This window comes from Vibrio ordalii ATCC 33509 (assembly GCA_000257205.1).
GTDB lineage: Bacteria > Pseudomonadota > Gammaproteobacteria > Enterobacterales > Vibrionaceae > Vibrio > Vibrio ordalii.
Genome location: AEZC01000145.1, coordinates 1 through 18,941, shown reverse-complemented (window position 1 = coordinate 18,941; position 18,941 = coordinate 1). Strand labels below are relative to the sequence as shown.

The 18,941-nt window shown below is 46.1% G+C and carries 13 protein-coding genes and 1 pseudogene; 2 read left to right on the top strand and 12 right to left on the bottom strand.

Annotation, left to right across the window (positions count from 1 at the left end):
• Window positions 1-13: 13 nt before the first annotated feature.
• The 6 genes and pseudogenes from vexD to VOR_RS17875 all read right to left on the bottom strand — a co-directional run bounded on the left by vexD (window position 14) and on the right by VOR_RS17875 (window position 8,887).
• Window positions 14-3,064 (bottom strand): efflux RND transporter permease subunit VexD, encoded by a 3,051-nt coding sequence (gene vexD, locus VOR_RS0110490; RefSeq protein ID WP_010319663.1) that lies wholly within the window; start codon window positions 3,062-3,064, stop codon window positions 14-16.
• Window positions 3,064-4,158 carry a multidrug efflux RND transporter periplasmic adaptor subunit VexC gene (gene vexC, locus VOR_RS0110485; RefSeq protein WP_010319662.1) on the bottom strand — a complete coding sequence of 365 codons (1,095 nt, stop codon included), beginning with the start codon at window positions 4,156-4,158 and terminating at the stop codon, window positions 3,064-3,066. The genes vexD and vexC overlap by 1 nt, the downstream gene beginning before the upstream one ends.
• A gap of 219 nt (window positions 4,159-4,377) precedes the next feature.
• The gene (locus VOR_RS0110480; protein ID WP_010319661.1) at window positions 4,378-4,956 is read right to left on the bottom strand and encodes a PqiC family protein; all 579 of its coding nucleotides are present in this window, start codon (window positions 4,954-4,956) and stop codon (window positions 4,378-4,380) included.
• On the bottom strand, window positions 4,953-6,581 hold the full coding sequence (pqiB, locus tag VOR_RS0110475) for an intermembrane transport protein PqiB (RefSeq protein ID WP_010319660.1): 1,629 nt from the start codon (window positions 6,579-6,581) through the stop codon (window positions 4,953-4,955). The genes VOR_RS0110480 and pqiB overlap by 4 nt, the downstream gene beginning before the upstream one ends.
• 11 nt (window positions 6,582-6,592) lie before the next feature.
• A complete protein-coding gene (locus VOR_RS0110470; protein WP_029627095.1) occupies window positions 6,593-7,891 on the bottom strand; it encodes a PqiA/YebS family transporter subunit in 1,299 nt (432 codons plus the stop codon).
• A 173-nt stretch (window positions 7,892-8,064) separates the two neighbouring features.
• Window positions 8,065-8,887: pseudogene (locus VOR_RS17875) on the bottom strand (TonB-dependent receptor).
• A gap of 210 nt (window positions 8,888-9,097) precedes the next feature.
• On the opposite strand from VOR_RS17875, the gene VOR_RS0110460 reads away from it, so the two are divergent.
• Window positions 9,098-9,694, top strand: coding sequence for a TetR/AcrR family transcriptional regulator (locus VOR_RS0110460; RefSeq protein ID WP_010319658.1), 597 nt, complete (start codon window positions 9,098-9,100; stop codon window positions 9,692-9,694).
• Window positions 9,695-9,984: 290 nt separating this feature from the next.
• On the opposite strand, the gene VOR_RS0110455 is transcribed toward VOR_RS0110460, so the two are convergent.
• A complete protein-coding gene (locus VOR_RS0110455; protein ID WP_010319657.1) occupies window positions 9,985-10,881 on the bottom strand; it encodes a response regulator in 897 nt (298 codons plus the stop codon).
• 97 nt (window positions 10,882-10,978) lie between these two features.
• Between VOR_RS0110455 and VOR_RS0110450 the strand changes: the two genes are divergently transcribed.
• Entirely contained in the window at window positions 10,979-11,728 is a 750-nt protein-coding gene (locus VOR_RS0110450) for a coiled-coil domain-containing protein (protein ID WP_029627093.1), read from the top strand.
• Window positions 11,729-11,762: 34 nt separating this feature from the next.
• Here the strand turns inward: VOR_RS0110450 and VOR_RS0110445 are convergent, their stop codons facing one another.
• From VOR_RS0110445 to VOR_RS0110425, 5 genes are all read right to left on the bottom strand, one after another.
• Entirely contained in the window at window positions 11,763-12,686 is a 924-nt protein-coding gene (locus VOR_RS0110445) for an SPOR domain-containing protein (RefSeq protein ID WP_029627092.1), read from the bottom strand.
• Window positions 12,687-12,846: 160 nt separating this feature from the next.
• Entirely contained in the window at window positions 12,847-13,785 is a 939-nt protein-coding gene (locus VOR_RS0110440) for an ABC transporter permease (protein WP_010319654.1), read from the bottom strand.
• A gap of 2 nt (window positions 13,786-13,787) precedes the next feature.
• Complete coding sequence (locus VOR_RS0110435; RefSeq protein ID WP_010319653.1) at window positions 13,788-14,765, bottom strand: ABC transporter permease; 978 nt, start codon at window positions 14,763-14,765, stop codon at window positions 13,788-13,790.
• Between the two features lie 199 nt (window positions 14,766-14,964).
• Complete coding sequence (locus VOR_RS0110430; protein ID WP_010319652.1) at window positions 14,965-16,521, bottom strand: ABC transporter substrate-binding protein; 1,557 nt, start codon at window positions 16,519-16,521, stop codon at window positions 14,965-14,967.
• A gap of 109 nt (window positions 16,522-16,630) precedes the next feature.
• Window positions 16,631-18,346, bottom strand: a complete 1,716-nt coding sequence (locus VOR_RS0110425) for a dipeptide ABC transporter ATP-binding protein (protein WP_010319651.1) — start codon at window positions 18,344-18,346, stop codon at window positions 16,631-16,633.
• Window positions 18,347-18,941: the final 595 nt, after the last annotated feature.

Sequence of the window (18,941 nt, the reverse complement as noted above, 5' to 3'; positions counted from 1 at the left end):
ACCCGCCACTTGATTATGATTTGGCGACTTTTACTCTAAAGAGTGCTGCATAGAAAAGTGGGATCACCACCAAAGTCAGAATGGTGGCAAACAGCAAACCAAACATAATGGTGACCGCCATACTCTTAAAGAATGGGTCTACCAGCAATGGTGCCACACCTAAAATGGTGGTAAATGCCCCAAGCAATACTGGGCGAGCGCGGCAGACCGCGGCATCAATAATCGCGAAATAAGATTCTTTACCTGCGCGAATTTCTGCATCCGCTTGGTCAACCAACACAATCGCGTTCTTCACCATCATACCAATCAAGCTTAAAAAGCCGAGGATTGCCATAAACTCGAATGGAGTTTGAAAGGCGATAAGGCCAATGGTGACACCCACGACAGCAAAGGGGGCGGTCATCCAGATCACGAGTGGCTGACGCAGCGCGTTAAACATAAACACCACCGCGAGAATCATCGCCGCAAAGCCGTAAGGAGCGGAGAGCGCCAAGCCTTCGTTGGCATCTTTCGAGGCTTTGTATTCACCGTACCAAATCAGCTCATAACCCGCAGGCAGCTCAATCTGCTCGATTTTTTCGTACACATTATTGAACGCATCGGTCGTCATCACGCCTGGCGCTGGGTCAGCTTGTACCAAGATGGTCGACATGCGGTTGATGCGGCGCAGCAAGGCATCTTGATAGACAGTATCTACCGAATCCACCAACTGACTTACCGGAACGTAACGCGCCGCTTGCGCGCTGAACACCTCACTGTTTTCAATCGCACGTTCGTGGTGACGCTCATTTTCTGGCGCGCGAACCATCAACGGGATCAAATCATTGCCTTCGCGATACACCCCAACATTACGCCCATTGAGCGTTTGCGCGATCGCGGCGCTGATTTCTTGCGTGGTTAAGCCAAGACGCTGTGCTTCTTGCGCGGAATACATAGGTTGCAATACCGGCACTTGTTGACGCCAGTCATCTTGCACCGCAATCAAGTTCGGGTCGTTATGCATAATCGCTTTGGCTTGTTCAGCCAATTGGCGCAGCACATGGCTGTCTGGCCCTTTGAAACCGGCTTCAATTTTCTTGCCGCCGCCGCGACCGAGCATAAACTTCCACACCTTGATTGAGGCATCTGGGTATTTGGCATCCAGCTCATTTTGCAGCTCGCCTACTAATGGGGCAATTTTGGTGTAGTCATCAATATCAATCAGCAGTTGGCCGTAACTTGGGTTACGCGATTCAGGCACATAGGTCAGCATAAAACGCAGGCCACCACCACCGATGAAACTGGTGATATTGGTAATACCGTCTTTTTGCGCCACGTCTTTCTCAATGTTGGCGACAACCTGTTCGGTACGGCGAATATCCGATCCCTGTGGCAAGTACACATCCACCACAAATTGTGGGCGTTGCGACTCTGGCATAAAGCCTGGCGGAATAAACTGAGCGCCCCATACCGCAGCCACTAAGGTGCCGAGCAGCATGACACAACTGACTACGCGGTGGCTTAACACCCATTGCAGCACGGCTTTATAACCCGTTACCAATTTAGACGGTTTAGCCTCTTTGGTGGGAGCTTTAACGCGCAGAAAGTCATGGCACAGCATGGGGGTGACGGTCACCGCAAACACCCAACTCAAAAACATCGAGTAGAGGATCACCCAAAACAGTGAACCCGCATATTCGCCCATATCCGAAGGGGAGAGGCCAATTGCGCTGAAGGCAAAAATACCCACTACGGTACCGCCCAGCAGTGACCATTTAGTGGCATTGACCACTTCGGACACGACCTGCTGTTTATCCGCGTTCGGCTCTTGCTGAAAACGCACTAGCACACCATCGGTAACCACAATCGCGTTATCCACCAACATACCGAGGGCGATGATGAGTGCGCCAAGCGAAATCCGCTGCATTGCAATGTCATCAATCAGCATCACACACAAGGTGCCGGCAACGGTGAGCAGCAGAACAAAACCGATGATGACGCCTGAGCGTACGCCCATAAACAGCAGGAGCACAACAAACACAATGGCGACAGCGGCAATCAGGTTATCGATAAAATTGGCGACCGAAGCACGCACCGAGTCAGACTGCATCGAGATCACATGCAACTCCATTCCCAGTGGGCGCTGGCTTTCAAGCTCCGCCAAGCGTGCTTTGACGGCATCGCCCATCTCCACCACGTTACCACCGGTGATGTTCGAGATACCAAAACCAATCGCACGTTGGCCGTTATAGCGCATCAGCATGGACGCAGGCTCGGTGTAGCCACGGCTGATGTTGGCAACATCACCTAAGCGTACCACCGCATTGTTGCTACCAACCGCTACTTGCAAATTAGTGAGGTCAGCCAAGGAGCTGATGTTGGATTTAGGGATCACTGGGATGCGCATCTGCTGGGCATCGACACTGCCTGCGACGGTGACTAGGCTCTGCTTTTGTAGCACTTGCAGCACGCGTTCAACCGAAAGGCCAAATTCCGCCATGCGTTCGCTGGACATCTCGATAAAGATCGCTTCTTGCTGCTCGGCCAGCGTCGCGGCTTTGGCCACACCCGGCACCAGAACCAGTTCACGGCGTAGCGTATCGACGTAGTCTTGCAGCTGTTTGTCACTAAAGCCTTCCCCTGTCACCGCATAAAACAGCGCGTACACGTCAGAGAAGTCATCGTTGACAATCGAAGCCCCCGCACCGGGAGGCAGTTGGCGCTGCGCATCCGCAACTTTGCGGCGTAATTTGTCCCATACCTGCTGCAGCTGCGCGGAGGATTTGGCAAATTCGAGTTTGATTTCCACCGTCACTTCAGAGCGGCCTTGCATCGAAACCGATTTGACTTCTTTGAGCTCTTGCAAGGCTTGCACCGCGCCTTCGATGACATCGGTCACTTCATCGGAAACTTCTTGCGCCGTTGCGCCCGGATAAGGCGTCACAATCACCGCTTGGCGAATCACAAACTCTGGGTCTTCAAAGCGACCCAATTTGAGGTAGCTGATGTAGCCGCCAATCAGAGTCAGGGCTATCAGCACCCAAACGCTGGTGCGTTTGGCAAGGGTATAACGTGCAATATCCATTATTGGGCTCCGTTGTTATCCGTGTAGGGACGAACGGTCATGCCTTCGCGCACACTCGAAACACCGGCGATAATAACCTGCTCACCCGGTTTGAGATGCTGGGTGATCACCACGCGATTTTTGTAGGTGGTGCCGATGTCGACGTAACGTTTTTCCGCTTGGTCTTGCGCATTGACCACCCACACAAATTGTTTGCCTTGGTTATCTGGCACTAGGGCGGTGAGTGGTAGGGTGATGAGCGTGTTTTCAGCGGCGGTATCCTCGGCAACCGGGATCACTTTGGCTGACATACCGGGCATCACGCGAAAGCCTTTTAAATCTTCAAAACCAAGCACTACAGAGTAGGTTTGTGAATCCGAACTTGGCTGAGTGGAGTAGGTACGCAGCTGTAAATCAAATTGCTGATTGGGAATCGCGCTTAACTCGGCGATCGCGCGGGTATTACGCACCCCAGAGAGCATCACACGATGCGGGATCTCAATCGCCACCTCCAAATCATTCAGGTCTTGCAAAATCATGATCACTTGATTGGCTTGCACTTGAGAAAAATTCTCGACCGTTTTTTCACTGATGACGCCATCAAACTGGGCGGTAATTTGGGTGTATTCGAGTTTGCGTTTGGCCTCTTCAACCCGGTTCTTCGCGAGATCGTGGCGATTGGTGACGTTATCCAGCTCTGCTTTAGAAATGGCTTGGGTTTTGTCAAAAATGGCTTTAGCGCGGCGGTATTCTTGTTCGGTGTTTTTCAGCTCAAGTTGCGCGACTTCCAGCGTCGTTTTGGCATCTCGTGAGTCGAGGCTCGCCAGTAATTGGCCTTTTTTCACCGTGTCGCCTTCTTTTACCGCGATATCGGTTAAACGGCCACTGATGCGAAAGGCCAGATCAGCACGCTGAGCGGCGCGCACCACGCCATTAAACGTGAGATCGGAAGCGCGTTGACTTGCGACAATCTCGGTTAATGCGGGTTTGACCACGGGAGCGGGAGCGCTGACTTGTGGCGCTTCACCACAGCCAGACAGCAATAAGGCCGAGGCGATCACCGCGCTAAGCAATGAGCGCTTTGCAGCCATTGAACGAGTAAAAGAAGGATTCATGGTGTGTTGCTCCTCAATTTCACCATTGGGAAAGGGGATTGTGTGTAAATCCCCATGCCTTTAGACGTTTTTTCCTGCCGATCACTTCAAATCGGTAGGAGCCGTGACCATCAAGTGGTTAACATTTTGCGCATCATACCTTGAGTAATCACAAAAAGTAAACTTGCGGGTGTACATTTGTGTTGGGCTTTTTATTCTATCGATAACCTGATTGTCTGCTCAGCGAGTTACCAATTGGGTTTCGATCTGAGTTGAAAGTTGATCTACACCCGCAGAGAGCGCTTCAACCAGAGCTGAGTAGCCAGTATCTTTGAGCGGAATATGAAAACTAAACTCTTGGTTTAACATGCTTTCTCCTTTCGGGGTGAGTAATTCCCAACTACCGGCAACTTCGGCATTACCCGTGTAGGCACCATTAAATCGCTGCAACCTCACCTGCAGTTTCCAGTGCTCCTGCTGGCTAGATGAGGCATTCAAAGGTGCAGGCCAGTAGCGAGATTGCTTATGGCGCAGATCATTGGTGATACGCTGTGTCAGTTGTGGGCTAAGCCGCTGCGCCCACTGGTTTTGTCTTGCTTGAATCACTTGTGTCTCTGACTGACGATAAACAATCCCTTGAGTATCCAAATAAGCGGCTAATTCCACGGGCTGAACCACCAGCAAAAGCAATCCCTTTGGTTGGGTCAGCTCGCTGAGCTCTGGGTTGTTCGGCAGTAAATAGAAACTGACTTTAGGCTGTGGAGTTCCTCCGCAGCCGACCAACAGTGTGGTTAACATCATTAATAACCATGTTTTCATTCTTGCTTTCCTTTCGCGGGAATCGGATCTGCCGCGTTACTTTCACCAAAAATCAACGCATTGGGTTTTTCATTAATGGTGCGCAGCACAGGTTTAAATTCAGCCATCACTTGGTTTAGCTCTCTTAACGTGGTTTCAAGCTCACGATACACCGTCGATTCAGGGCCAAAACCGCCTAGGGTGGTTTCCAGTTGTTTTAGGCTTGCTTGAATATCTGCTGGCAGATTTTGCGTCTCTTGTTTTTTCAGAATGCGCTCCGCTGACGCCAACAGCTCCTCTGACGTTTTTAAAGTGCTGTTGAGCGATGCCAAAGTATCATCCATAGGCAGTCCGTTGAGCTTTCTCAGCAATTCGGTGACCTGTTTCTGCACCTCGGCAAATCCCCCCTGTTTAGTTGGAAACATCGGGTATCCATCAAATTGAGTGAGGGGATCTACTGGCTCATCAGGGAAGTAGTCGGTATCTATGTATAGAGCGCCAGTCACCAAGTTCCCCGTTTTTAATGAGGCTCTTAATCCTCGTGCAAATTCATCCTGCATACGCTTTTTCAAATTAGGGATATCCGCAACGCTAAAGTTGTCATAAAGACGCCCTAGCTCAATCCGAACCAAAACAGGGATACGTTCAATATTAATGTAAACATTGGATCTGACAGTTTTGAGTGGAATTTTAGTGACAGTACCGATTCTTAATCCACGATATTCAACCGGAGCTAAAGGCTTGAGTCCGCGTACCGAATCATCAAACATCATCACAAACTCGATGTAGTCATCGAACATACCTTCGCGGATCTGTTTTACATCGTCAAACAGGCGAAACTCGGTCATTTGCTGAGTAATTGGCTGGCCAGAATCCTCTTCTTGTAGCTGGCTAAAGGTGACGCCGCCTTTGAGTAAGCTTTCTATCGAGCCTAGGCTAAACTCGAGCCCTTCGGCATTAAGTTGAAGGTTGAACCCAGAATTGAGCCAGAAAAAGGAACGCGTATTCACCAATTTATCGTATGGGGCAAAGATAAAGAGCTGGTACTGAGCCTTTTTACTTGCTACATCAAACTGGGTGCTTTCCACGCGACCCACGGTGAATCCTTCATACATAACGGGGTCGCCGACACTCAGTTTACCGGCTTCTTTGTTGGTCAGTATTAGGCGTAACCCTTTGGTATCCAGTGGCGCAATAGGTGGCAAATCAAGCACAGAAAATTCATCTTGAAACGTCTTGGATTGACCGGGCTGCAACTGGATATAAGCGCCAGAAAGTAGGGTATCGAGTCCGGAAATCCCTTCTTTACCAATGCGGGGTTTCACTACCCACAAAAGTGAATCTTCGCGCAGCATGCGATCGGCATCTTTCACCATCTGCGCGGTGGCGATGATGTGTCGATAATCGTCGCTGAGCTTAATATCGCTAATCACCCCGACATTCACATTGAGCGCTTTAATTTGGGTTTTCCCCACTTCAAGCCCATCAGCCGTCGGCAGAACGAGGGTGATTTTCGGCCCGGTGCTATTCACGTACTGAAACAGCATCCATAGTCCCATCGCAAGTGCTAAAATGGGAATAATCCAAATCGCAGAGAGCTGCTTTTGCGCACTCACTTCAGCGGTAACTTGAGGTTCATCACTCATAGAAAGTTTTCTCATTTTATTTTTGTTGGTGAGGATACTGGTGGCTCTTGCCACAAGATTCGCGAATCAAAAACCATGGCTGAAAGCATGGTTAATATAACCACTGCCGCAAAAGAGAGTGCGGCAGGGCCGGGATAAATCGCCATCAAGTTATGCAGTTGTACTAAAGCGACCAATATAGCGACGACGAAAATGTCAATCATTGACCAGCGACCAATGAATTCGGTCACACGATAAAGTTTGAGCCGCTTTAGATTCTGCGGCTCTGGAAATACGTCGAGTTTCCCGGCTTGCCAGTAGAGCCAACCGAGCGCAAACATTTTGGCCACAGGGATAAAAATACTGGCTAAGAAAATGACCATCGCCACAGGATAAGATCCGAGGTGCCAGAGTAGAATAACCCCCTGCATAATGGTTGAACCTTCTGATTTACCTAAGCTCACGGTATACATCATCGGATAAAGGTTGGCTGGGATATAAAAGATCACTGCAGCCAATAAGAGTGCCCATGCCTGTTGTAAATTGAGCTGTGGATGGTAAGCATGCAATCGACTTCCGCAGCGCAAGCATTTCGGATGCTTAGCGGATGAGATAGGATTGATTTGCTGGCAGTAGTGGCAATTGACGTGATTGTGCGTGCAGTGTGTGTGTCCAGAAACGATTCCCTGAGGGATACGCGCAGGAATAAAATGTTGCCACAACCAGAAACGATCAACCGATGAAACGGTTTTTACCATTAAGGCAGAAAAGCAGCAGAATGCCCAAAAAGAGTTACCCATGGAAACTTCTGCGAGAGAAGCGATTTTGATAAGGCTAACCAACACTCCAATCAAAAACACATCCATCATCAACCACGGCTGTACTTTAAATAGCAGATTGCATAGGTGTTTGGTGAGCCAGATTTCTGATGTTGGGAGCGATGTTTTTTTGGTCTGTAGTGCTTTGAAATAAAGAAAGAGAATGATCACCAGATACAGGGCGGGCAGTAAGATGACTGTCGTAAACAGTAAAATAGCAAGTAACACATTTTGAAACTCCCCGAGCATTTTAGCCGCATTCAGCAGGGTAATTTGCTGGCTCAAACCTTGGACACTAAACGACATAAAAGGAAAAGAGAGGCTTAGAATTAACAAGATCAGACTGCCTATCGCAAGGGCAATAGTGGTTTGGTACGGATGTTTTTGTATTTGCGTGAGCGTGTGTTCGCAGCGCGGGCAGTGGGCCATGTGCCCCTGATCTAACTGAGGTACGCTCGCCACGAGCCCACACTCGTCACAACAGATTAAATTATGATTGCCTTTTCTATCCATAGCCATCGGTTTTATTCATAGGGAGTATTCTGCGAAAGTATTCTACACTGTTCATAACAAAGTGATAGCCTCACTGGAAAGCATTTTCACTAAGGATGAAGAAACATCAGTCTGCCAAATTTGTCACTCACTAGCCGCCAACCTGCCACTCCAAGTCGTTTAGGTATAACGAATTAAAAACGTCTATCGAGAGAGAAAAACAGACTTTGGCGATCGCCCAGGCCAAATTCACCGAGCAGATACCAGCTGTCGTTAATTTGGTACTGCAATCCAATCAGCGGGTTCCACGGCGTTTGCAAATGTTGTTTCACTTCAAAACCCGCCTCTTTGGGGAGTAAAGCGGTGAGTGTGCTTGGAAGGCCAAGATCTGATAATGAGCCTTGTAAAGTTTGTTCGACATTTTGATACATAGCGCCCACCCAAATACGCAATGGTTGGCCATGACGGTGGAAGTCGTATCCAATTCGCGGAGAAACAACTAAGGCTTCAATACTGCCATCAATCACCGTGAGACGACTTTGGGTTAGGCTGGCATCGACCAAGGCAACAGTTCTGATAGCCGCCAACCAGTACACTGCCTACTCCTGTGGTGTAGCCATCAAGGTCGAGACGAAAGTTATTAATGGTGTGTTGGGCACCCAAAAACTTCACATTCACATCCGTCGTTGAGTAACCGTCCAACTTGCCTACTAAGCCATACAGGTTGAGAAAAGGAAATAGCCAAACATCGGCACGCAAAGTAAGGACTTCTGTGTATTGCCGACCCTGCTCAGCTTGCAGTTGGAGTGGAAAATTACCTAGACCTTGTATGGCAATCGAATCAACATTGATCCCTTGCTCCATCGTCATGTAACTGAGATTAAAACCTATCGGTTTAGGCAATGTATAGCCGAGAGCTTCTGCCTTATCTTTCCAAATCGGTAGCGAAAAATCACTTGCCAAAGTAGATAGAGACAAACAGAAAAAGGTGAGTGTCAGTAGTCTTCGTAATATCATTCGGATGACTCAGTTATATTTACCCGTCAAGAAACTCAATGAATAAAGAGATTAAAATCAGCTTTAGTCTAAGCGGACCAGAGTGGTTTCGGATCCCTGAAGACCGCATCACGCCTATCATACCCTGATGCATGCTAATATGTAAACTTTCAAGTTTACTTTATTGTGATTCCATTTATACTCAACTGCAGTGCAATCGAGGAAATAGATATGAAGTTAAGCGAGCAAAAACATTTAGCTTTGATAGAGGCAGCCCAAAAGGAATTCATTGAACACGGGTTTCATTTGGCTAATATGGATAGAGTATGTGAGCAGGCAAGTGTATCCAAACGAACTTTGTATAAGCATTTTACCAATAAAGAAATGTTATTTTCCGTAGCAGTAAAAAGTCTAGTTGAAGTATCTCCTCCGGTTCTTAATTTTACTTATTGCCCTGAAAAAACTATTTCAGAGCAACTTAGTTATTATTTAAACCAAAGAGTAGCGCTAATTTATCAGCAGATAAGCCTAGCAACCGTGCGGATGATAGTGGCAGAGTTTATTCAAAAACCCCATTTGACCACACAATATTTATCGCTTGTTGAGGGTCCTGATACGGCATTAAAAAATTGGCTTGAGGTGGCAATGGATGAAGGGCAAATCGTCACGGCTGATAGTGGCAACCTAGTTAAAGTGATCATGAACTTGTTTAATGGTTATTTTCTTTGGCCACAATTGATAGCTAATATTGAACAACCAGATGATGAGACTCAAGAACAATTGATCAACGAAATCATTAAAATCTTTACTTGTAGCTATTCTACCTAGTGTGACTTTTTACTTACTTTACATCATATTGCTCACCATTCATTGCCGGATTATTAAAACATGCTGATTGATTGGCTGACAACACCAGCCAATCAGCCACGTGGAAATGAAGCGTTGCGTTATAGCTGACTCGTACCAATTGCTCGTAAGTCAGACTAATTTGATATGGGTTTGTTTTAAATTCATGGTAAAAAGACTTGGAAAGATTAAGAATATTTTGAATTTTTTTATTGGTGCAGCCCCAAGTTGGCAGGATAACATCAAGGCTTTGAGTTCACTCAAGGCCTTTTTTAGAACCCGACTAAAGTAATTTTCCCTTGGGCTAACGCCCCCATTTGGCAGGAAAAATCAACCCGTTTATCCGCTTCTTTGGCAAATAGGGTTTCGAGCTTTTCAAACGATTGAGGGATAAAACTGATGTTTTTTAACTTCAAGCTTTTGCGGGTTTGATTATCCAGAAACGCTAACGCAGCAGCACTTAACACTTTTTGGCAAGTATCGAGAATATCTTTGCTGACCATTTTGCTGTGTACCGCTTGTTGTAGTTGCTCTTTAGTAATGCTGGGGTTGCCTTTAGCAAAGACACAAACGGCGTAGATATCAAGCAGTGCCACCGCGCGCGGCTTTTGCGTTTCGCCATCTTCATAGACTGCCATCAAACAGGGAATTTTGCTCTCATCAAACGATTGGCGACGAATGTTATTCAGCACGATTTCAGCACCCACCGTTCTTTTTAGCAGCTTTTCTAGCTGCGAAAGTTTTGGTAAAGCCAACTCATCTTGCAGATCGATCATCTCATCTAATGCAATGCAGCTCTCTTCCGCTCCTTGCACTAAGGGAAGTAGTTTTTGATGTAGCTCACCGTCGACAAACGGTTTAGACAACACAAACGACGCTCCAGCTTTAAGCGCCTGTTTGATTTGTTGCTCATCGGCCACCGTGGTGAGCATCGCCACCTTTATCCCGAGCTTACGTTTGGTGATCGCTTGTGTTAGCTCCAACCCCGTCATGCCGGGCATGTGCCAATCTGTTAAAACAATATCTGGCTGCCAACTACCAATCAACTTGAGCGCAGCCTTGCCATTGTCTTCCTTTTGAATGGACAAACGTCGGTAACCAAACGCCTCTAAGGCTCGTCTGACTATTTCAAGTGTCGCTTTACTGTCATCAACAATGAGAATCTTCACAGCGCATTTTTCGATTGCCTAACTTGTTCAAAGTATAGGCACATTTTTTTACAACAACTAAACTTACCTTAAAATACGGCCACCAATATGGGTTTATGTGATGCCAATACAAGAGTTTCTCACTGAAAAGGTTTTATCGATATTGGCTATCGATCTTGGGCTTATCATCTTGTTGGTTTGGTTTTTTATTCTACTGCTGATCCTGCGTGAATTTAGAAAGTTTGCGCATGGTTTTGCCCATAATCCAGGAGATACCGATGATAATACGATCCATTTGTGTCAACAATCTGTAGAAAATGCTCTGAACTATGCCGCTGAACATAGCTCGACACTGAATGATTTGATCATCATTCAAAAAGCGCTCGAACAACAGGTTTCTATTATTAAGAATTCCTCAGCTCAAGGGATCAGCGCTGAGGATCAGGCTTCAATTGATGAGCTCAATGAGAAATTGAGTAAATCGCATAAGTTGATCCGTAAGTTGAAAGGCGATCTCGATAAAAGCGTGAAAGGGTTACGGATGACGCGTAAAAAACTTTTTGCTCAAACCGATACCGTTGATAGTTTAAAGGAAGAAAAAGCTACTATTGAGAAAGAGTTTGAGCAGCTAGAAGCAGAATACATCAAAATCAGTAAAGCGGGTGATTTCTACGAAATGACCAAAAATCATCAGGCGGAGAAAAAAGAACTCTTAGAGACGATTGAAAAATACAAAGAACAAGCCGAACAAGCTGGCACTTCTGCCGATGTAGAAGCAATGAAAAAACAGCTCTATCACATCAGTAAAGAGAAAGATTTTATCGAACAACGCTATCTACAGTTACTTGAAGAGGGAAAGAAAGAGTAGCGCTGCCGCCATTTCTGACGGCAAACTGAGACACTTATTTAACGCAAATCACATTGAGTAATGAGGAACCTTTCAGTTGGCTGACTTTACCGTTGGTAAAAAGCCCTTTTTGCGACCATCCCCAATAAGGTAAGTGCATTGGCCATTGGTTACTGTCCATCTGTTTTGAATCCAAAAGGCGTTGCCACTCTTCTTCCGTGACCAAGCGCATCGCCATTTGTTGGCAGGTTTTTTCTGCCACCTTATAGTTTAGGCGGCTCCATGGTAGGCCATGTTCCATATAGAACTGTTCATCACTCGAACGTAAATGAGGCACCACAAACTGCAAACCGTTTGCGGTGGTGCTCAAACGAATTTCAACCGCTGGCGGAACATTAAGAGCTGGCGCTTTGGTTGATGGTTTCGTTGATAATGGCGAACTCGCCATTTCCACTCGTGGTTTCGGTAAAGACTTTTTGGTGATCTGATTTGCGGCAGACGTTGCTTGAGCGGAAGTTGTCTTTTTTATCGGCGAGCTAGACTGAGCGTGCCCTTTGACAACCTGACGAATGAAAGCTTCTTTGTAGCCGGGAATTTGCTGGATAAGAGGCAGCTCTCTCTTCACTTGACTGTAGTCAGTGTAAGGCCCGATTAAACAACGATACGTTTTCGCTTCTGGTTTTAGCCACACATCCTTAGAAATATGAGTATAAAATGCTTTGGCTTGCAACAAAGATAATGGCTTATTCAACACACCACATTGAATCCAAAAAGTGGATTTTCCTTTCGGCTTTTGTTTACCCCATAAGCCTTGCCCAATTGGGCATGCTTTATCAAGAATGGGCAGTTGATCAACAGAGGCTTGAGTCGCATCACAAAGAAAATCTTCCGCCCAAACGGGTTGAAATAAAACCAGCGACACCAACACCGTTAGGCTTGATGTCAAACACAGGGTCGTTTTCCGCATCAGGGTCATCATATTGAGTCCATATACTTGATTAATAGTAGTGACAACATTGCCGATTCTATGTTCCCTAGTTCAATGGGTTTGGGTATAACAAAAGTACTAGCAAAAAAGAGCCGCATTTGACTGCGGCTTTTAGTTTAGGGATTTTCTTTAGCAAAAATCAATTGCCACATCACCCTTTGTAAATTTTTGGATTAAAAACATCGCGTAGCCAGTCACCCAACAGATTGATCACCAACACTAATGTGACGAGTACAAAACCAGGGAAAGCCGTAATCCACCAAGCGCCAGAGAAGATGTAGTTAAAGCCCATGCTAATCAAAGCACCCAATGATGGCTGATCGACTGGCAAACCTAAGCCTAGGAAAGAGAGTGCCGCTTCAGACATAATCGCATTAGCAATTTGTACGGTTGAGATAACCAAAATAGGCGATAAACAGTTAGGTAAAATATGGCGAAACATGATACGTGGCGATTTAAAACCCATTACACGAGCTGCTTCCACATACTCTTTTTTCTTCTCGGCGAGCACGGACGCACGAATTGTCCGCGCATATTGTGGCCACTCAGCCACGCCAATAATCACCACCAGCATCACAACTGCATACTGACTATAAAATTCACTCCCAAAACTGGCTTTGAAAATTGCCGAAACAATGATCGCCACCATCATGGTGGAAAACGATAGCTGTACATCGGCAAAGCGCATCAAAAAGCTATCAATACGCCCACCAAAGTAGCCAGCTGAAAGGCCAATCACGATACCAAGTAGCAACTGTAAACCGACCGCCAAAAAGCCAATCGTCAGTGATAGACGCGAGCCATACAGTATGGTCGACAAAATATCGCGCCCTTGCTCATCCGTGCCAAGCACAAAGCGCTCATCGGCTCCGTCCATCCAAGAGGGAGGTAATTCTGCATCCATCAGATCAATCGATGATAGGTCGTACGGGTTACTGGGGGCAATGAGTGGCGCAGCGACAGACAAAGTTAAGAATACCAAAAAGATGACGAAGCTGGTCATCGCCACTTTATCACGCAAGAAATAGTACAAAAAATCAGACTGTTTAAAACGCTCCCAACGGGATGGAGCAGCAGCAAATTGGCTCATGATTAAGCTCCTTTTCCAGTAAGGTTCACAGTCGGGTTAATCAGACCGTATAACAGATCGACAATGGTGTTGGTGACAACAAAAATCAGGCCAACGAATATGACGTAAGCGGTGATCAGCGGAGTATCAACTCGGTTGATCGCTTCAAGGAAAAGAAAGCCCGTCCCCGGCCACTGAAAAACAGTCTCGGTTAAGATGGTGTAGGCCACCATAGTCCCAATTTGTACACCGCCGACGGTTAGCACCGGTAACATGGTATTTTTAAGGGCATGTTGGTAGTAAATTTTGTTCAATGCCAAGCCTTTAGCTTTAGCAAATTTGATGTATTCCGAGCTCAGCACTTCCAACATTTCAGAACGCACTAAACGAATAAACAGCGGCAGCATGATCGATGCCAGTGAAACACAAGGCAGCACCAAGTGTGCTAATCCATCAGCCGTGAAAAAGCCAGATTCCCAACCCAACCAATTGGCGGTTTCCCCTCGTCCATACGATGGCAGCCAACCTAACGTGATCGAGAAAACGTACATCAACATAATCGCCGTTAAGAACACTGGGATAGAAATACCAATACTGCTGCCTGCCATCACCACTTTGGTAAAGAAGCTTTTGGGATGAATAGCGGTGTAAACCCCTAATGGAATGGAACAGACAATGATGATTACGGTCGCACCGAGCACTAGCTCTAGGGTTGCGACTAATTTATCGAGAATAACGTCCACCGCAGGACGTTTGAAAAAGTAAGACGTGCCTAAATCACCCTGCACCGCGGCCGTAATAAAACGCGTATATTTGGCAATGAAAGGATCATTCAGTCCAAGTTCATCGCGCAGTGCTTGGCGCTCGCTTTCTGAAACAGACTGCCCAACAAGCTCACGCAATGGGTCGCCTAAGTTATCCTGAATGGCAAACGCCACCAGACTGATCACAAACATCACTATCAGTGCCTGAAACAGGCGCTTGACCAGAAACGAAAACATTCCTTGCCCCTTAAACTATCCATGATGGTTCTTTTTAAAATTGAATTAACTTTAATAGGAACGAAAAAATTCAGCCTAAAAAATGACACTCGACCCGACTGAAATAAAGCAAAGTGCAGAGATCTTAATAAGGCATCCAAGCGGATGCCTTGAGTGACTTAAGCACCGCCCACATCACATGATCGGCCAGCTTAAGTAATTACTCGCTAACGACTAGGTCGCCGAAATAAGGGTAGTCCATCGCGTTAACAATCGGTTTGATATCTAAAGTAGATTTCGCACCCCACGCTAGGTTTTGCCAATGCAGTGGAACAAATGCTGCGTCGTTGTACAAAGTCACTTCGACTTTTTGCAGCATCTGTGCACGTTTCGCAGGATCGGTTTCTACGTTTGCCGCTTCAACCAACTTATCCACTTCTGGATTTGAGTAGTGACCACAGTTGTACTGGCCTTTACCAGTTTCTTCATTACGTGTCATGGTTAAAAACTCGGTGAAGTTGGCAGAGTCTTCAGTATCTGAGTGCCAGCCAATCATTAACAGATCCGCGGCGCACTTATCAAACTCAGGCCAATATTGCGCTTTTGGCATGGTTTTAAGATCAACCTTAATACCAATTTTCGACAACATCGCCGCTGCGGCTTGTGCCACTTTCGCATCGTTCACATAACGGTTGTTTGGCGCGATCATGGTGAGCGTCAGCCCTTTCTCATAACCAGCCTCTTTCATCAGCTCTTTCGCTTTTTTCAAATCAAAACGAGGCACAAGGTTCGCATCATAACCAGAATAACCCGCTGGGCCTTGTTGGCCAGCAGCTGTCGCAAAACCCTTCATGATTTTGTCAACGATACCTTGGTTGTTGATGGCATGAACAATGGCTTGACGCACGCGAACATCTTTCAGTGCTTCATTGCTGTTTTGGTTCATTTGGAAAGTGATGATGCGCGTACCCGGTAAGGTCACAAGATCAATACCTTTGGCTGCTTCCACACGTTTATGATCGTTTGACGCAACAGGTGCAATGATATCCACATCACCAGAAAGGAGCGCTGCAACACGAGTGGCATCTTCTTTAATCGGTACTAAAGTCAGTTTGTCTACGTTGCCTTTTGATGCGCTATCCCAATAATCTTTAAAGCGTTCAAATTCCACTTTTACGCCTTGTTCGCGGAAAGTCACTCTAAATGGGCCAGTACCAGAAACGTTGGTCGAAGCAAACGAGTTACCGTGCTTCACAATTTCAGATTTCTCTTTACCATCAGCCGCTTTGCCCGAATAGAACTTGCTGTCCATAGGGAAGATGTAGGTTGCGGTTTGCAGAACCAGCGGATAAGCGCCTTTGGATACGATCTCGACGGTGTAATCATCCACTTTGACCATCTTTTCATACGGTTCAAAAATAGCTTTGAAATCAGGAGAATCTTGTAAACGATCGAACGTCCAGACCACATCGTCTGCCGTCATTTCGTTACCTGAATGGAATTTCACCCCTTTACGGAGCGTAAAACGGAACGTTGTATCATTGACACGTTCCCATTTCTCAGCAAGGCGAGGTTCAAAATCAAATGTCTGGGTGTAACGAACAAGAGGATCAAACACCATGTGAGACATTTGTAGCGTACCACCAGATAGCTGCTCATGCGGGTCAAGTGACACAGGGTCAGAATCATAAGCGACGGTAATATTGGCCGCGCTAGCTGCAAAGCTTAAGCCTGCCGCCATCAAAGCTACTGTTAGTTTGCTTTTCATGGTTTTCATTGCATAACTCCTTATGCGGGAATCCAAATCCCTAGTTGTTGTAATTGCTTCTGTTTATTCATTCCAAGCACGCTTGGTCATGATATTTCTATCTGTAACTTTTTTTGGCTTACGCCGTTACTGCATCTTCTCTTAAGCCCGTAAACTCAGGCATTAAAGAAATCAAATGTTGGCTGTATTGGTGTTGAGGTGACTTAAACAACTGCTCTGTAGGGGCAACCTCCAATAAGGTCCCCATTTGCATGACGCCGACACGATCGCACATTTGGCGGATCACCGGTAAATCATGGCTGATGAACAGCATGGTCAAATTGAGCTCATCTTGCAGATCTTTCAATAGGTTTAAGATCTGCGCTTGCACAGACACGTCGAGCGCGGACGTGGGTTCATCACAAATCAATAAGCGAGGACGCGTAGCGAGTGCGCGAGCAATCGAAATACGTTGACGTTGACCGCCGGAAAACTCGTGCGGATATTTCACTCCCGCCATTGTTCCTAAGCCAACGTGCTCTAAAAGGTCATGCACTATTTGCCGTGTTTCCGCTTCGCTACGGGTTAATTTATGAAAACGAATTGGCTCGGCAATGATATCGAAAATCTTCATTCTCGGATTCATTGAGGTATAAGGGTTTTGAAACACCATCTGCATCTGGCGGCGCATCGGACGGCGCTCGTTTTCCGATTTCAGCGCAGTAAGATCAATCCCTTCAAAACAAACTTTGCCTGAGTTTGGAGCGTACAAACCAGCAATCACGCGTGCAATGGTCGATTTACCGGAACCCGATTCCCCAACCAAACCAAAGGTTTCCCCTTCAAACACCTCGAAACTGACGTCATTTGAAGCTTGGACATATTCACGGCGACTTTCAAACAATGAGTCTTTGGTCGTAAAGCGTAAATTCACGTTTTCCACTGTCAGCAGTGGGCCTGTGTATTGGCGATTATCTTGGCTCTGTCCTAACCAATGGTTTTTAACATCCAGTGGTTTTAACTCACTCGCCTCTTCGATATAACTCACCAGCGGAAAGCGATCGAGTTTTTTATCTGAGCGAGGAACGGCGGAAATCAAACTGCGCGTATAGGAGTGATCCGGAGCGCCAAGCACTTTGGCTGTCGGTCCAAATTCCACCAAGTCACCGCGATACATCACCGCGACGCGATCCGTCACATTCGAGACCACACCCATATCATGGGTAACCAGCATACAACCAACATTGTTTTTAATGCATAGCTCGCGGATGAGGCTCAAGATTTGATCTTGAATAGAAACGTCTAATGCCGTGGTCGGTTCATCGGCAATAATAAGATCAGGTTCACCCGCCAGCGCAATGGCAATCACAACACGTTGACGCATACCACCAGAGAATTGGTGTGGGTACTGCTTCAAACGGTTTTCAGGCTGAGGAATACCTACTTGCTTCATCAAAGAAAGTGCACGCTGATACGCTTCTTCCTCAGTCACTTTCATATTGGCGTGGATGGTTTCTGTCAGTTGATGTTCAACAGTAAATAGCGGATTAAGTGATGTCATTGGGTCTTGAAAAATAAAACCAATTTTAGAGCCACGAACTTGGCGAATCTGCTCAGGCGATAGGCCTGAAATCTTCTCACCATCTAGGAACACATCGCCACTGGCAATCAGACCTGGTGGGCTCAATAAATCGATAACTGCGTTACCTACGGTCGATTTCCCGGCGCCTGATTCTCCGACAACTCCAACAATTTCACCCCGCTCGATATTAAACGAAAGTGATTTCACAGCAACGTGAACACCATGACGCGATGGGTATTCAATACGCAGGTTTTTTACTTCTAAAAGTGACATCCCAGACCTCTACGACTTGGGCAGTGTTGTGCCCTGTCTGTAACTAGCTTTGAACAACAAAGCGTTCAAAACCAGTAAAAATGAATCCATTCATACCAGTACAATATTCTGGTAATTAACAAGGCCATCAATTTAGCAAATATTTCACAGAAAAGCAACATTGATAGGATAAAAAGTCGATACCCAATCAAACCAAAGCAGTAACATCATATTTTTATGCATCGTATATGCATTAATCATTGGTATGATCAATATTCTAGCATGCAGCAAAACCCGCTAAAACATAGACTTTAAGTCTAATAAACTACCAATTCACCATATATTCTAAAAAAGAATGCAGAATAAAATTGCAAATTAAATTGCGACACATAACGCAACAAATTAGAAACAAAAACCAGTGTAATCCATAAAAAACCAGAACTAAACACTAATTAAAAAGCAAAAAAGCAGTTAATTCATCTGCACTAAAACCACAAGATTTCGTCTTTAAACATGATAATCCACTGAATTAATGAAATAGGAGTCAATAAGAAATCTGACATTGAATAGAGAGAATAGTCTTTCGACTGAGGCTTATTAAGGTGCTCGCTGAAGA

What these genes read in the sequence shown, in the direction of transcription:
- VOR_RS0110445 (WP_029627092.1), bottom strand. Translation starts at nt 12,686, where the DNA reads ATGATGACCCTGATGCGGAAAACGACCCTGTGTTTGACATCAAGCCTA.
- VOR_RS0110430 (WP_010319652.1), bottom strand. Translation starts at nt 16,521, where the DNA reads ATGAAAACCATGAAAAGCAAACTAACAGTAGCTTTGATGGCGGCAGGC.
- VOR_RS0110480 (WP_010319661.1), bottom strand. Translation starts at nt 4,956, where the DNA reads ATGAAAACATGGTTATTAATGATGTTAACCACACTGTTGGTCGGCTGC.
- vexD (WP_010319663.1), bottom strand. Translation starts at nt 3,064, where the DNA reads ATGGATATTGCACGTTATACCCTTGCCAAACGCACCAGCGTTTGGGTG.
- VOR_RS0110440 (WP_010319654.1), bottom strand. Translation starts at nt 13,785, where the DNA reads ATGAGCCAATTTGCTGCTGCTCCATCCCGTTGGGAGCGTTTTAAACAG.
- VOR_RS0110435 (WP_010319653.1), bottom strand. Translation starts at nt 14,765, where the DNA reads ATGTTTTCGTTTCTGGTCAAGCGCCTGTTTCAGGCACTGATAGTGATG.
- vexC (WP_010319662.1), bottom strand. Translation starts at nt 4,158, where the DNA reads ATGAATCCTTCTTTTACTCGTTCAATGGCTGCAAAGCGCTCATTGCTT.
- VOR_RS0110470 (WP_029627095.1), bottom strand. Translation starts at nt 7,891, where the DNA reads ATGGATAGAAAAGGCAATCATAATTTAATCTGTTGTGACGAGTGTGGG.
- VOR_RS0110460 (WP_010319658.1), top strand. Translation starts at nt 9,098, where the DNA reads ATGAAGTTAAGCGAGCAAAAACATTTAGCTTTGATAGAGGCAGCCCAA.
- VOR_RS0110425 (WP_010319651.1), bottom strand. Translation starts at nt 18,346, where the DNA reads ATGTCACTTTTAGAAGTAAAAAACCTGCGTATTGAATACCCATCGCGT.
- pqiB (WP_010319660.1), bottom strand. Translation starts at nt 6,581, where the DNA reads ATGAGTGATGAACCTCAAGTTACCGCTGAAGTGAGTGCGCAAAAGCAG.